This window comes from Pseudomonas sp. KBW05, assembly GCF_003852405.1.
In the GTDB taxonomy this organism is placed as follows: Bacteria; Pseudomonadota; Gammaproteobacteria; order Pseudomonadales; family Pseudomonadaceae; genus Aquipseudomonas.
Genome location: NZ_QAJM01000014.1, coordinates 34495 through 49048, shown reverse-complemented (window position 1 = coordinate 49048; position 14554 = coordinate 34495). Strand labels below are relative to the sequence as shown.

The window sequence follows — 14554 nt, the reverse complement described above, 5'->3', positions numbered from 1 at the left end:
TTATAACGGCTCGTACTTTATCTGCATATAACTGACGCGCGCGCGTAAGTTGCCCCTGTCGTTTATGGGCAAGTAGCGGATTAAAAGCGACCACCACGCCAAGCGGCATTCATGACGCTCGATGCAGGCGCTGCTCGGGTTTAAAGCTGAAGTTCTTTTGCGGGATCTGCAAGGTCACTGTGGCAATCAAGGTGGTTTGCTCACTTTCATCCAGGCCCAGTTCGCCGGTACGCGTGTCGATCAGTTCCAACTGCCAGGCCAGCAATGTGAGGCACGCGTGCAGGGCATCCAGGGCCTGGTCATGCAATTGCAGCGGGTTGGCCGCATTGGCGATCAGGTACTGGATATGCCGGGAAAATTCGCTGATGGCCTGCAGGGCCAGGTTATCGGCCTTTTCGGCGAGCCGGGTGAGGCTGCTGGTCATGCACTCAATGGCATCGCTGTCATTGCGAATCAGGTGCAGGTGGCTCAGGCATTCTTCTGACTTCGCCAGTAAGGTTTCAGCTTCCAGCAGGAACTCGGGAAGTGCGGTTTGCCATTCGTTTGCGCTATTCATCATGCAAGTCTCCACAACGTCAGGTCGGGTGATGAGATGCCGCGTCGGGTGAATGGCGTAAAACTACCGCTGAAATATGACGGAGATCTGTAGTTCGCGTCTGAACTTTTAGTAGGAAGTTTATTGTAATGATCGCGATAGCCGTGCATGACCCGCATCGTGTGGGCGCACATATGAAGCGCTGGAAGACCCGTGGGTCGTGGGCTGGGCATCGCAAACAAAAGCCTGACTCCATTCATGCAATGAGAATGGCGTCACATTAATGGCTATTAGATATTGCGAATATCAGGTTGGGCCCGATTGTTACTAGGGGAATCCCTTAGGCAGCGGAACCTTGCGTCGCTTTGAATGTCGCGCAACGTCGCTGTAGTGCCATATGAAGAGGCATGGCAGTAAAGCATGATGTCAGTGTGACATCAATGGATTTACGTGGCATTTTACCGGGGTCAAGATCTGGCGCTCGCCGCCGATAACAGACCTTAATGAGCTGCACAATCCTTTCGCGCATCAGGAGCTTTTAATGGCCGGCATTCTCGACACGGTAGATCAACGTACGCAACTGGTCGGTGAGAATCGCCTGGAGATCCTCATGTTCCGCCTGGCCGGGCGGCAGCTGTTTGCGATCAACGTGTTCAAGGTGCAGGAAGTCCTGCAATTGCCCAAGCTGACCCTGATGCCCCAGCGCCATCCGTTTGTCTGCGGTGTGGTCAACCTGCGCGGCCAGACGCTGCCGGTGATCGACCTGTCCCAGGCCATCGGCATGCGCCCGCTGGTGCCGGGGCCGAACAGCACCATTATCGTCACCGAGTACAACCGTTCGGTGCAGGCGTTTCTGGTGGGCGGCGTGGACCGCATCGTCAACATGAACTGGGAAGCGATCCTGCCCCCGCCGACCAGCGCCGGGCGCCAGCATTACCTCACGGCCATCAGCAAGGTCGATGACCAGTTGGTGGAAATCATCGACGTGGAAAAAGTCCTCGCCGAAATCGTGCCGTACAACGCCAAGGTCTCCCGCGAAAAACTCGAAGACCCGGTGCTGGAGCGTGCCCGTGGCCGTGAAGTGCTGCTGGTGGACGATTCCAACGTGGCCCTCTCGCAACTGCGCGGCACCCTCGGCCAGTTGGGGCTGAAGATGCACATCGCCAGCGACGGCCTCAAGGCGCTGAACATGCTCAAGGCCTGGGCCGACAGCGGCGTGGTGATGACCGACAAGCTGCTGATGGTCTTCACCGACGCCGAAATGCCCGAGATGGACGGCTACCGCCTGACCACCGAGATCCGCAACGACCCGCGCCTGCGTGGGTTGTATGTGGTGCTGCACACCTCGCTGTCGGGCAGCTTCAACGACTCCATGGTGAAGAAGGTCGGCTGCGACAACTTCCTCTCCAAGTTCCAGCCGGACAAGCTGGTGGACGTGGTGCGTGAACGCCTGATGCTGGACGAAGTGCCCGCTTGACCTTAGGGTAGCGTCTTTACCCCCAAGGATTGCAGGCCCATGCTCCGTCTCAGCGCGTTGTACCGTTACCCCTTGAAGTCCGGCAAGGCCGAAGTCTTGCAGCAGATCGGCCTGGATAAGCTGGGGTTGGACGGCGATCGACGCTGGATGCTGGTGGATGAGGCCAGCGGGCGTTTCCTCACCCAGCGCGCCGTGGCGAAGATGAGCCAGCTGTCGGCACTGTGGAACAGCGACGGTGGCCTGACCCTCAGCTCAGCCGGCTACCCCACCCTGGACGTGGCGCTGCCCGGCAGCGACGCCGAGTTGCGCGGCGTGACCATCTGGCGCGACACCTTGCGCGTCCCGGATGCGGGCGATGCCGCTGCCGCCTGGGTCAGTGACTTTATCGGCAAGCCCACACGCCTGGTGCAAATCCCCCTGGAACGTGCGCGTACCACCGAAGCGGGTTACGGCAAGGACGATGACCAGGTCGCGTTCGCCGACGGTTATCCGTTGCTGGTGATCGGCCAGGCCTCCCTGGACGACCTGTCGCAACGCGTCGGCCGGCCCATGGAGATGCTGCGCTTTCGCCCCAACCTGGTGATCGAAGGCAGCGCTGCGTTTGCCGAAGATGGCTGGAAGCGCCTGCGCATCGGCGACGTGGAGTTTCGCGCGGTCAAGCCATGCTCGCGTTGCATCCTCACCACCATCGACCCGCAGACCGGCGAGCGCAGCGCCGACCGCGAACCCTTCGTGACCCTGGAGGCGTATCGCAAGACCGAGGGCGGCGCCATTTTTGGCCAGAACCTGGTCAACGATGGCGTCGGCCAGTTGGCGGTGGGGATGCCGGTAACGATCCTGGAATGAAAAAAGCCCGTCTCCTGCGAGACGGGCTTTCTTTTTACCGGGTGTGAAACTTAGCCGCGGTATTCGCACAGGTAAGCGGTGTCGACGGCGACTTTCAGCTGGAACTTGCTGTTGGCCGGTACGTTGAACTGGCTGCCGGCGGCGAAGGTTTCCCACTCGCTGGCTTCTGGCAGCTTGACGGTCAGCGCGCCCGACACCACGTGCATGATTTCACGCTGGGCGGTGCCGAATTCGTATTCACCCGGGGCCATCACGCCGATGGTCGCCGGACCTTCTGCGGTGCCGAAAGCGATCGACTTGACGGTGCCGTCGAAGTACTCGTTGACTTTAAACATGGGTGAATCCTCGGAAAAGGGTCTGGAAAGGTCGGCCAGTATGCCCAAGGGCAGGGGAGCTGCCTAGACCGGCAAAATCAGCGGCAACAGGCGTGCGGTGTTGCGCGCATCCTCCAGCGCCCGATGTTGCTGGCCGTTGAACTGCATTCCCGCCAATTGCAGCGCACCATTGAGCCCCAGCGGCTTGTCCAGGCGGCGCGCCTTGGCGAAGCGTTGCTTGAGGTTCACATGGGCCGTTTGTACCAGTGCGCTGGCCAGGCCATGGCGCTGCCACTCCAGTTCCAGCTGTTTGCGGTCGTAGTCACCCCAACTGGCCCAGCCTTCCAGGCGCGCGTGGTGTTGGCCCAGCCAGCGCTCGAACAGCGGCCACACCTCGGTGATCGGCGCGGCAGCGTCGATATTCGCCTGGGTGATGTGGGTCAGTTGGCGGCAAAAGGGCGTCAGCAAGGGCCGGCGCAACGGCCGGACAAAGCGCTGGAAGTGATCCAGCTCGCGGCCCTGGCGGTTCACCAGGCTCGCGCCGATCTCGATGACTTCCATCTCCGTCACGGGCCAACCGCCGTCATCCGTAGTGGCTTCAAGGTCAATAATCAGCCAATGAGGCATCGTGCAGGTTCCCGTCTCTTCCCTTCTTGATGGGGATAGAGCGTAGCCCGGCCGCGTAGTTCCGCCTAGGCGTTATTCGATCTCCAGCAGAACCTGGCGATTGCGCACCTGATCGCCGGCAATCACCTGCACGCCTTTGATCACCCCGTCTATACCTGCGGTCAACGAATGCTCCATTTTCATCGCTTCAAGCACCAACAGCAGTTGGCCTTTGCTCACGCGCTCACCTTTGCTCACGCGCACAGCAACGATGGCCCCGTCCATCGGCGCCTTGACCGTGCCGCTTTGGGCGTCGGCCTGACGGCTGGCGGCCTGGTGGGTGCGGTTGGTCACGTGCAAGCCCGGTAGCCACAACTGGTCGCCGTCAAGATGGTAGGCGACGCGGCGGCGGATGCCGTTGAGCACCAGGGTGGCGTGGCGGCCGTCGGTGGTGACTGCCAGCGGGGCAAGGGGTACGCTGTGGAGTTCGTCATTGACCTCCAGGCGGTAAGTGCCCGTGACGCTGGCGTTGTTGCGCCAGCCTGCGAGGCTTTGCGGATGGGTGTCGGCGCTGTGTTGATAGAACAGCGCGGCGGCCAGGCTGAGTTGCTCGGCGGACACCGGCTGGGGCGGGATGTGATTGAAGTGTGCGGCGATAAACCCGGTGCTGAAGTCGCCGCGGATAAAATCCTCGTGCTTGAGCAAATCCGCGAGGAACCGTTGGTTGGTGGTCACGCCCAGCAACAGCGTGTCTTCCACGGCGCGCAGCAGTTTGCGTCGCGCCTCTTCCCGGGTGGCGCCGTGGGCGATGAGCTTGCCCAGCATCGGGTCATAGAACGGGCTGATGCGCTGGCCTTCACGCACGCCATGATCGATGCGCACGCCAAGCGCCGGTTGCCAGCGCAGCACATCGCCGGTTTGCGGCAAGAAGCCTTGGGCCGGGTCTTCGGCGTACAGGCGCACTTCCATGGCGTGGCCGCTCAGGCTCACGTCCGCTTGCGTCAGCGGCAGTGGCTGGCCGGCGGCGATCTGCAATTGCCAGTCCACCAGGTCAAGGCCGGTGATCAGCTCGGTGACCGGGTGTTCCACTTGCAAGCGGGTGTTCATCTCCAGGAAGTAGAACTGGCCGTTGCGGTCGAGCAAAAACTCCACGGTGCCCGCACCAACGTACTGCACCGCGCGCCCGGCTTGCAGGGCGGCGTCGCCCATGGCCTGGCGCAGCTCAGCGGTCATCACCGGGCAGGGCGCTTCTTCGATGATTTTTTGATGGCGGCGCTGGATCGAACAGTCGCGCTCGCCGAGGTAGATCAACTGGCCATGGCTGTCGCCGAACAGCTGGATTTCGACGTGGCGCGGGTCGATCAGCGCTTGCTCAAGGATCAGCTCGTCGCTGCCAAACGCGTTTCTCGCTTCGGAGCGCGCCGTGTGCAGGTTCTCCAGCAACGCATCGGCCGTGTGCACCAGGCGCATGCCGCGGCCACCACCGCCGGCGCTGGCCTTGACCATCAGCGGGTAGCCGATGCGTTCGGCTTCGTATTGCAGGGTGGCGTCGTCCTGGGCGCCGCCTTGGTAGCCGGCGATGCACGGTACGCCCGCGTCGAGCATAGCGAGCTTGGACAGGCGCTTGCTGCCCATCAGCTCGATGGCCTCGACGCTGGGGCCGATGAAGGTCAGGCCGGCCGCCAGGCAGGCGCGGGCGAAGTCGGGGTTTTCCGAGAGGAAGCCGTAGCCGGGGTGGATGGCGTCGGCGCCGGTTATGCGCGCGGCTTCGAGAATCGCCGCGATATTCAGATAGGACTGTTGCACGGGTGCGGGGCCGATGGGCACGGCTTCGTCGGCCATCTGCACATGCAGGGCCTGGGCGTCGGCGTCGCTGTACACGGCCACGGTGCGGTAGCCCAGGGCCTGGGCGGTGCGCTGGATGCGGCAGGCGATTTCGCCGCGGTTGGCGATGAGGATTTTGCTGAATGCGGGCATGGGGTTATCCCTTGGCTGATGGGGTGTTTGTGCTGGCCTCTTCGCGAGCAAGCCCGCTCCCACAGGTGGAACGCATTTCAAAATGTGGGAGCGGGCTTGCTCGCGAAAGCGTCATTTGCACCACCCTGGCTTGCGCTTCTGCACAAACGCCTGCGTCCCCTCAATCCCTTCCTCACTGGTCACCGCCTCGGCAAACCACTGCGCCCCCCGATCCAATACCACCGCCAGCGGCTCATCCACACTGGCCAGCAACAAGGCCTTGGTCCGCCCATTCGCCCCCGGCGCACACCGCAGCACCTGCCCCAGCACCTCATCCAACCGCTCGGCCAACGCCTGCGGATCACGCTCGGTAAAGTGCACCACGCCCAGCCGCTGCGCCTCCACCCCGTCAAACCGCGCCGCCGTCAGCGCCAGTCGGCGGGCCTGGGTCAGCCCGATGCGCTTGACCACAAACGGCGCAATCTGCGCCGGCAGCAAGCCCAAGCCTGTTTCCGGCAAGCCGAACTGCGCCTGGTGGTCGGCAATCGCGATATCACTTACGCAGGCCAAGCCAAACCCACCGCCGAGCACTGCGCCTTGCAGCACCACGATCACCACCTGGGGCACCGCCTCGACAGCTTGCAGCAAGGTGCCGAACGCGCGGTTCAGCGCCTGCAATTGGTCGCCAGCAGTCACCAGGTCCTTCACATCCGCCCCGGCGCAAAAGTGCCCGCCGGCGCCGCTGATGACCACGGCTCGCGTGTGGCCATCCAGCTGCGTCAGCACCCCGTGCAGTTCGTTGATCATCTCCAGGCTCATCGCATTGCGGCTTTGCGGGCGATTGAGGGTGATGTGCAGCACGCCGTTATGCGGCTCCAGTAGCAAGGTGTTCATGGTTTTTTCCCCGGCAAGGTGCCCATCAGTTTGCAGATGATGCCCAGCATGATTTCGTCGGCACCACCGCCAATCGACACCAGCCGCACATCGCGGTAGGCGCGCGCCACCGGGTTGTCCCACATAAAGCCCATGCCGCCCCAGTATTGCAGGCAACTGTCGCTAACTTCGCGGCCCAGGCGCCCGGCCTTGAGCTTGGCCATGGAGGCCAGGCGGGTCACGTCCTGGCCCTTGATGTACTGCTCGGTGGCCTGGTACACCAGCGCGCGCAGGCATTCGATCTCGGTGGCCAGTTCGGCCAGGCGGAAGTGGATGACCTGGTTGTCGATCAGCGCCTTGCCGAAGGTCTGGCGCTCCTTGCAGTACGCGATGGTGCTGTCGATGCAGTACTCCAGGCCCTTGATCATATTGGCCGCGCCAAACAGGCGTTCTTCCTGGAATTGCAGCATCTGCATCATGAAGCCCGCACCTTCGTGGCCGATGCGGTTGCGTTGCGGCACGCGCACGTTGTCGAAAAACACCTGGGCGGTCTCGGAGCTGTGCATGCCGAGTTTTTCCAGGGGCGGGCTGACGCTGATACCCGGCGTGTTCATCGGTAGCATGATCAGCGACTTGTTGATATGCGGCTTGTCGTCGGAGGTGTTGGCCAGCAGGCAGATGAAGTCGGCGCTGGGGGAGTTGGTGATCCACATCTTGCTGCCGTTGATCACGTAGTCGCTGCCGTCCTTGCGCGCATGGGTCTTGAGCCCGGCCACATCGGAACCGGCGCCGACTTCCGAGACGCCAATGCAGCCGACCTGCTCACCGCTGATAGCCGGGCGCAGGAATTCGTCGCGCAGTTCATCGCTGCCGAAGCGGGCGAGGGCGGGGGTGCACATGTCGGTCTGCACGCCGATGGCCATGGGGATGCCGCCGCAGCGGATGGTGCCGAATTCTTCGGCGGCGACGATGGAGTAGCTGTAGTCCAGGCCCATGCCGCCGAATTGTTCCGGCTTGGAGATGCCCAGCAGGCCGAGGTCGCCGGCCTTGCGGAAGATTTCGTGGATGGGGAAGCGCCCGGCTTTTTCCCATTCATCCACATGGGGGTTGATTTCACGGTCGACGAAGGCGCGAACGGTGCGGCGCAGTTCCTGGTGTTCTTGGGTAAAGATCATTCTTATTGTTCTCCGGTTAGAAACGCGCCACACCAAAGCTGTTGGGTTGCAATTCGCGCACGTCGGCCTCGTGGCAGATATCCAGCAACAAGCCGAGCAAGGTCCGCGTATCCCGTGGGTCGATCAGCCCGTCGTCCCACAGGTTGGCACTGCCGTAGAGCGCCGTGGACTGGCTGTCGAGCTTCTGCGCGGTGACCTGCTCCAGCATGTCCAGCACCTTGGGGTCGGGCACCACACCGTTTTTCAACTGCTTGGCCTCGGTGACAATCCGCAGCACCTTGCCCGCTTGCGGGCCGCCCATCACGGCCGTGCGGCTGTTGGGCCAGGCGAAGATAAACCGCGGGTCCAGGCCACGGCCGCACATTGCATAGTTGCCGGCGCCGTAGGAGCCGCCGACCACAATCGTCAGTTTAGGCACCCGCGCATTCGCCACCGCCTGGATCATCTTCGCGCCGTGTTTGATCACCCCTTGCTGTTCCGACTCGGTGCCCACCATAAAGCCGGTGGTGTTGTGCAGGAACAGCAGCGGCGTGCGGCTCTGGTCGCACAGTTGGATAAATTGCGCGGCCTTGCTCGCGCCCTTGGGCGTGATCGGGCCGTTGTTGCCGATCACGCCGACGGCGTGGCCGTGGATGTGCAGGTGGCCGCAGACGGTGTGGGCGTCGAACTCGCTTTTGAATTCGAGGAAGTTCGACGCGTCCGCCAGGCGCGCGAGGATTTCGCGCACGTCGTAGGGCTTTTTCGGGTCGTCGGGGATCAGGCCCAGCAGGTCTTCGATGGGGTACAGCGGTTCGCGGTAAGTGCGCTGTGCTGCCGCTGGAAGACGGTCGTTCCACGGCAAGGCACTGACGATTTCACGCACGATGCGCACGCCGTCCGCATCGTTTTCCGCCAGGTATTCGGCGGTGCCGGCGATTTGTGCGTGCATCTCGGCGCCGCCCAGTTCTTCATCCGTCGCCACTTCGCCGGTCGCGGCTTTAAGCAGCGGCGGCCCGGCGAGAAACAGCTTGGCCTTGCCCCGTACCACCACCACGTAATCCGACAGCCCCGGCTGATACGCCCCGCCCGCCGTGGCCGAGCCGTGTACCACGGTGATCTGCGGCAAGCCCATGGCCGACATGCGTGCCTGGTTGGCAAAACTGCGTGCGCCTTCGACGAAAATCTCGGCGGCGTAGTTGAGGTTGGCGCCGCCGCTTTCGGCCAGGGTTACCACCGGCAGTTTGTTTTCCAGGGCGATCTGTTGCAGGCGCAGGGATTTTTTCAGGCCACTGGGGGAAATCGTGCCGCCCTTGATCGCGCTGTTGTTCGCCACCACCAACATGCGCACGCCGCTGACGTAACCGATGCCGGCGATCAAGCCACCGCCGGCGGCGCTGCCGTCCTTGTCGTCGTGCAGCTTGTAGCCGGCCAGGCTGGCCAGTTCGAGAAACGGCGCGCCGGGGTCCAGCAGCAGGTTGAGGCGTTCACGGGGCAGCAATTGGCCGCGCTGGTCGAACTTGGCGCGGGCTTCTTCGGCCTTGTCCAGCAGGTTCTGTTCCAGTTGGCGCAGGTGCTGGATGCCCACCAGCATGGCCTCGCGGTTCTGCGCGAACTGGGCGCTGTGGGGGTCGATCAGAGATTCAATCGGCGGCATGGTTTATTGCTCCGCCTTGAGCACGTCTGGCAAGTACGCGCGGTGGAAACCATTGAAGGGTTCGCTCGGCGGCTGTGCCTTGTGCAAGGGCCAGGCGCGGCTGCCCAGGCTGGCGGCGCCGTCGATGCGCAGGGTGCTGCCGCTGATAAATGCAGCGGCGGGGCTGAGCAGGAACACGATAGCGGCGCTGACTTCCGATTCGGTGCCGATGCGCTTGAGCGGCACATGCTCGCGCAGGGTGGGGATCACCGCCTTGAACGCGCCTTCGTAGGTGTCCATGCCGCTGGAGGCGATCCAGCCCGGCGCCACCGCGTTGACCCGCACCCCGGCGCAGCCCCACTCAAACGCGGCGGTCTTGGTGAAGTTGTCCATGCCTGCGCGCGCCGCACCCGAGTGACCCATGCCGGGCATGCCGCCCCACATGTCGGCGAGCATGTTGACGATGGCGCCGCCGTGTTTGCTCATCGACTGGTTGAACACTTCCCGCGCCATCAGGAAACCGCCGACGAGGTTGGTGCGCAGCACGGTTTCAAAGCCTTTTTGATTGATCGACGCCAGCGGTGACGGGTATTGACCGCCGGCGTTGTTCACCAGGCCGTGGATCGGCCCGTGGTCGCTGAGGATCTGCGTGACCAGCGCCTTCACCGCCTCTTCATCGCGAATGTCGCAGGCCTGCCAATGGGCGTTGCCGCCATCTTCGGCAATTTCTGCGGCGACGGTTTGCAGTTTCTCGGGTTTGCGCCCCACCAGAATCACCTGGGCACCGAGGGCCGCCAGTTCATGGGCGGTGCAACGGCCAATGCCGCTGCCGCCGCCGGTGACAATCACGGTGTGCCCCTGGAACAGGCCGGCTTTGAAGATCGAGTCGAAGGCCACGGCAACGCTCCTGTCAGTTGAGTTGATCGGCGAGGTGTTGCGGCACGGCGATGGGGATTTCCAGCAATTGCTGGGCGAACGCCTTGCCTTGCGGGTCGATGCGCAGGCTGGCGATACCGCCGCCGCCCAGGGCGTTTTCCAGGAGGAAGTTGAGACTGTGGCTGCCGGGCAGGTACCAGCGCTCGACGCGGCCGTGCAGCGGGTCGAGCACGTGGCTCATCCAGTCGACGATCACTGCGGGCGTCAGCGCTTCGGCGATCCACGGCAGGTACTCGGGGGCGCGGGCGATCACCCCGATATTGCTGTGGTTGCCCTTGTCGCCGGAGCGCGCCACGGCGAGTTTGACCAGGGGCACGTTGGCGTCGGCAAGGCCTTGGGGTTGGGGCGGATCGATTGCCCCGGCCGGTGTTTGCAGTGGGTGGGCGATGGGCAGTGCGACGGCGTGGCGCTCGCCCTGGAAGTCGATTACTGGCGTGCAGAACGCTTTATCCACCAGGAATGAAAACAGGCGAATCAACGGATACACGGTGGGCCGCCCACCAACGATCCCGGTCAGCCCCGGCGCCATGCCGGTGGCGGCCTGGGCGATCTCGCGGGCAAACAACACCAGCGCCTGTTTGTTCGGATGGCGCACCGCCAATTTCACCACCACTTCCCGGCAATCGTGGCGCCGCGCGTGGTCGCCATAGGTCGCTTCGCTGCCGAGCAGTTCGATATTCACTTCGGTGTACGGCGCCCAGCCGCGCTGGCTGAACAGTTCGGCGGTCTTGTCGATGATCGCCTGGCTGACCCGCTCGGCCTTGGCCACGGCGTCGATCCCGGCGATCAGGCAACTGGCGGTGCAGCGGAAACCATCGGGGTAGGTGGCGCTGACCTTGTAGTGGTCGGTCGGTGGCAGGCCCTTGGCGCCGTGCAGGTGCACGCGGTTTTCGCCCTGCTGCTGCAAGGTGACCTGGCTGAAGTCGCAGATCACATCTGGCAGTAGATAGGCGCGCGGGTCGCCAATCTCGTACAACAGCTGTTCGGCCACGCTCAGCTCGCTGATCAGCCCGCCCGTGCCCGCGACTTTGCTCACGGTAAACGTGCCGTCGGCGCTGACTTCGACGATGGGGAAGCCGATATGTGCGTAGTCCGGCACGTCGCGCCAATCGGTGAAGTTGCCACCGGTGCACTGCGCGCCGCATTCGATGATATGCCCGGCCAGGGCGGCTTGGGCGAGGCGGTCGTAGTCGTGCCAGGACCAATCGAAGGCATGCACCAAGGCGGCGCTGACCACGGCGCTGTCGACGACGCGGCCGGTGATGACGATGTCGGCGCCCAGTGCCAGCGCGTGTGCGATGCCCGGCGCGCCGAGGTAGGCGTTGGCGGACACGCACACGGGCGGCAGGGGCGCGCCGTTGAACATGTCGGTGATGCCGTGGAGTTTTTTGAGTTCGGGTTGCAGGTCATCGCCCAGCAGTACGGCGATTTTCAGCGCGATGCCGGCCTTGTCACAGGCCGCTTGCAGGGCAGCGGCACAGGCCTGGGGGTGGATGCCGCCGGCGTTGCTGATCACACGGATGCCTTGGCGCTGGATATCGGCCAGCAGCGGCGTGAGCACCTCGACAAAATCCGTGGCGTAGCCGGCCTTGGGGTCTTTCATCCGCGCGCCGGCGAGGATCGACATGGTGACTTCCGCCAGGTAGTCGAATACCAGGTAATCCAGCGCGCCGCCGTGCACCAACTGGGCGGCGGCGGTGCAGGTGTCGCCCCAAAAGGCGCTGGCGCAGCCGATACGAACCGTGTCACGCATGAGAAATCCTTCCTCTGATGGCTGTTGCTGAGACTACCAAGCAAGCGCTTGGTCTGTAAACTCCCGACACAGATTTTGCCCAAGCGCTTGCTTGGGTGGCGGCCACGGCCTAAATTGCCGGCCAAGACGTCAGTAGAAGTAGAGGAGAGTGGCATGGATGAGCACAAAGCCCTGCGGGTGATGCGCACCATGGTCGATGGCGGCCAGTTGACCGACCCCGACAGTGCCCGGGGCAAGTTGCTGCAAACGGCGGCGCACCTGTTCCGCAACAAAGGCTTTGAACGCACCACCGTGCGTGACCTGGCGAGTGCCGTGGGCATTCAGTCCGGGAGCATTTTTCATCACTTCAAGAGCAAGGACGAGATCCTGCGGGCAGTGATGGAAGAAACCATCCATTACAACACCGCGATGATGCGCGCCTCCCTGGAAGAAGCGCGTGATGTGCGCGAGCGGGTGCTGGCGCTGATCCGCTGCGAGTTGCAATCGATCATGGGCGGCAGCGGCGAGGCCATGGCGGTGCTGGTGTACGAGTGGCGCTCGCTGTCGGCCGAAGGCCAGGCGCAGGTGCTGGCGCTGCGTGATGTGTACGAAGAGATCTGGTTGCAGGTGTTGGGCGAGGCCAAGGCGGCGGGCTATATCCGGGGCGATGTGTTTATCACCCGCCGCTTTCTGACCGGGGCGTTGTCCTGGACCACCACCTGGTTTCGCGCCGAAGGCAGCCTGACCCTGGAGCAGTTGGCCGAAGAAGCGCTGCTGATGGTGCTTAAAGCCGATTGATGAGCAAGCTATTAATTTGGCGGTGGAAAGTTGTCTCTCCCGACAAAAACGCCTAGCTTATCGCCATCAGAGTATTCAACGGTGTGTGCCTCAATGTTTTCGCCATGGCGGCTGGCTGCAGGAGTTACCTTTTTGGCACTGGGCACCGCGTGGTGGGTGCCGGCTTCGGCTGCGCAATTGGTGAGGATCGGCGCGGCGCACTTCCCGCCCTACACCGTACGCCCTGAGCAAGGCGCCGACACCGGTTTGCTGCCGCAACTGGTGGAGGCCCTGAACACCTCGCAGAGCGACTACCAGTTTGTGCTGGTGCCCACCTCCATTCCGCGCCGTTTCCGTGATTTCGAGCAGGGCCGGGTCGACATGGCCATCTTCGAAAACCCCGAATGGGGCTGGCAGAAGATCGCCCACGCCAGCGTCGACATGGGCCTGGAGGATGCGGAAGTCTTCGTCGCCCAGCGTGCGCCCGGGCGCGAGCAGGGCTACTTCGCTGACCTTGCGGGCAAACGCCTGGCGGTGTTCAGCGGTTATCACTACGCCTTCGCCAACTTCAACCCCGACCCCAAGTACATGGCCGAACATTTCAACGCCACGTTGACCTATTCCCATGACAGCAACCTGCTGATGGTCGCGCGCGGGCGTGCCGATATCGCGCTGGTGACGCGTTCGTACCTGAGTGATTTCATGGTGCGCAATGCGGACATGGCGGGGCAGTTTTTGGTGTCGGAGCGCATTGATCAGGTGTATCACCACTACGCGTTGCTGCGGCCCAAGGCGCCGATCACCGCCGAGGCGTTTGCCGGGTTGCTCAAGCGTTTGCGAGAGAACGGCGAGATGCTGAAGATTTTCGAGCCGTATCGCATCGATGTGATGCCCACGCCCTGAAGCCTTATCACCCATCCAAATGTGGCAATGGGCTTTTTGTGGGAGCGGGCTTGCTCGCGAAGACGGTGTGTCAGTCACAGGTATTTTGACTGATCTACCGCATTCGCGAGCAAGCCCGCTCCCACACAAGCCCGCTCCCACATTGGTTTATTCCACATTGAGTACTGTGGCGTGTTCAGACCCGCCGCGCAAACGTATCGCTATGGCTGCCCGACACCTTGCGGCAATGCACCAGCGCATCGCGGATCATGAAGTTGACCAGGGTCGGCGACACGCCCAATTCCTTGGCGATGTCCTTTTGCGGCACGCCGTGCAGGCGGTACATCTCGAACGCATAGCGGGTGCGCTGGGGCAGCTCCGTCAGGGCGTCGGCGATGTTTTCCAGGGTGCTGAAGTTGATGTGCGAGGTTTCCGGTGAAGCGCCGTGAATAACCACATTCAAGCCTTCCTCTTCCGTGCCGGAGTATTTGAGCTCCAGGGCCTGCTTGCGATAGTGATCGATCGCCAGGTTGCGCACGATCTGGAACAGATAGCTCAATTGGGCCTTGAACGATGAGGTAATCGTCGGCGCCGATTGCAGCCGGAAGTAGGCGTCCTGCACTACGTCTTCGGCGCGGGAGCGGCACCCGGTAATACGTGCCGCGATCTTCACCAGGATCAGTCGATTGTCGACAAAAGCCTGCAGAAGAGGTGAGTCGCACCTGCCTGTGGATACTTGTTCCGTCATGGAAAATCACCTTGTCGCAAAGAGGTTGGGGGAGGGCGTCCTTGCTGAGGCCTCCTACACATCGGGCAACAAATTATGCTTAATG

The 14554-nt window shown here is 62.8% G+C and carries 14 protein-coding genes; 4 read left to right on the top strand and 10 right to left on the bottom strand.

Features of this window, described 5'->3' with window-relative positions:
• Positions 1–109 precede the first annotated feature (109 nt).
• A complete protein-coding gene (locus tag DBR46_RS12760; protein ID WP_177414046.1) occupies positions 110–559 on the bottom strand; it encodes a hypothetical protein in 450 nt (149 codons plus the stop codon).
• Between the two features lie 517 nt (positions 560–1076).
• Between DBR46_RS12760 and DBR46_RS12755 the strand changes: the two genes are divergently transcribed.
• Both DBR46_RS12755 and DBR46_RS12750 read left to right on the top strand, forming a co-directional pair.
• Positions 1077–2012, top strand: a complete 936-nt coding sequence (locus tag DBR46_RS12755) for a chemotaxis protein CheV (protein ID WP_017735246.1) — start codon at positions 1077–1079, stop codon at positions 2010–2012.
• Between the two features lie 39 nt (positions 2013–2051).
• Entirely contained in the window at positions 2052–2858 is an 807-nt protein-coding gene (locus DBR46_RS12750) for an MOSC domain-containing protein (RefSeq protein WP_124526484.1), read from the top strand.
• Positions 2859–2908: 50 nt separating this feature from the next.
• Here DBR46_RS12750 and DBR46_RS12745 read toward each other — a convergent pair whose 3' ends face one another.
• The 8 genes from DBR46_RS12745 to DBR46_RS12710 form a co-directional block, all read right to left on the bottom strand.
• Positions 2909–3193: a pyrimidine/purine nucleoside phosphorylase gene (locus DBR46_RS12745; RefSeq protein ID WP_060756004.1), complete on the bottom strand. Its 285-nt coding sequence runs from the start codon at positions 3191–3193 to the stop codon at positions 2909–2911.
• A gap of 63 nt (positions 3194–3256) precedes the next feature.
• A complete protein-coding gene (locus DBR46_RS12740; RefSeq protein ID WP_124526483.1) occupies positions 3257–3799 on the bottom strand; it encodes an exonuclease domain-containing protein in 543 nt (180 codons plus the stop codon).
• A 72-nt stretch (positions 3800–3871) separates the two neighbouring features.
• A complete protein-coding gene (locus tag DBR46_RS12735) occupies positions 3872–5755 on the bottom strand; it encodes an acetyl/propionyl/methylcrotonyl-CoA carboxylase subunit alpha (protein ID WP_124526482.1) in 1884 nt (627 codons plus the stop codon).
• A 111-nt stretch (positions 5756–5866) separates the two neighbouring features.
• Positions 5867–6628 carry an enoyl-CoA hydratase/isomerase family protein gene (locus DBR46_RS12730; RefSeq protein ID WP_124526481.1) on the bottom strand — a complete coding sequence of 254 codons (762 nt, stop codon included), beginning with the start codon at positions 6626–6628 and terminating at the stop codon, positions 5867–5869.
• A complete protein-coding gene (gene atuD, locus DBR46_RS12725; RefSeq protein WP_124526480.1) occupies positions 6625–7782 on the bottom strand; it encodes a citronellyl-CoA dehydrogenase in 1158 nt (385 codons plus the stop codon). Before atuD ends, DBR46_RS12730 begins: the two co-directional genes overlap by 4 nt.
• 16 nt (positions 7783–7798) lie before the next feature.
• Positions 7799–9415 (bottom strand): geranyl-CoA carboxylase subunit beta, encoded by a 1617-nt coding sequence (gene atuC / locus DBR46_RS12720; protein ID WP_124526479.1) that lies wholly within the window; start codon positions 9413–9415, stop codon positions 7799–7801.
• Between the two features lie 3 nt (positions 9416–9418).
• Positions 9419–10291 carry an SDR family oxidoreductase gene (locus DBR46_RS12715; RefSeq protein ID WP_124526478.1) on the bottom strand — a complete coding sequence of 291 codons (873 nt, stop codon included), beginning with the start codon at positions 10289–10291 and terminating at the stop codon, positions 9419–9421.
• 13 nt (positions 10292–10304) lie between these two features.
• Positions 10305–12083: an acyclic terpene utilization AtuA family protein gene (locus DBR46_RS12710; protein WP_124526477.1), complete on the bottom strand. Its 1779-nt coding sequence runs from the start codon at positions 12081–12083 to the stop codon at positions 10305–10307.
• Between the two features lie 153 nt (positions 12084–12236).
• Here DBR46_RS12710 and DBR46_RS12705 point away from each other — a divergent pair, with 153 nt between their 5' ends.
• Both DBR46_RS12705 and DBR46_RS12700 read left to right on the top strand, forming a co-directional pair.
• Positions 12237–12860 carry a TetR/AcrR family transcriptional regulator gene (locus DBR46_RS12705; protein ID WP_017735255.1) on the top strand — a complete coding sequence of 208 codons (624 nt, stop codon included), beginning with the start codon at positions 12237–12239 and terminating at the stop codon, positions 12858–12860.
• 93 nt (positions 12861–12953) lie between these two features.
• Positions 12954–13742, top strand: coding sequence for an ABC transporter substrate-binding protein (locus DBR46_RS12700; protein WP_124526476.1), 789 nt, complete (start codon positions 12954–12956; stop codon positions 13740–13742).
• A 175-nt stretch (positions 13743–13917) separates the two neighbouring features.
• Here the strand turns inward: DBR46_RS12700 and DBR46_RS12695 are convergent, their stop codons facing one another.
• On the bottom strand, positions 13918–14469 hold the full coding sequence (locus tag DBR46_RS12695) for an RNA polymerase factor sigma-70 (protein ID WP_026136875.1): 552 nt from the start codon (positions 14467–14469) through the stop codon (positions 13918–13920).
• Between the last annotated feature and the right edge of the window lie 85 nt (positions 14470–14554).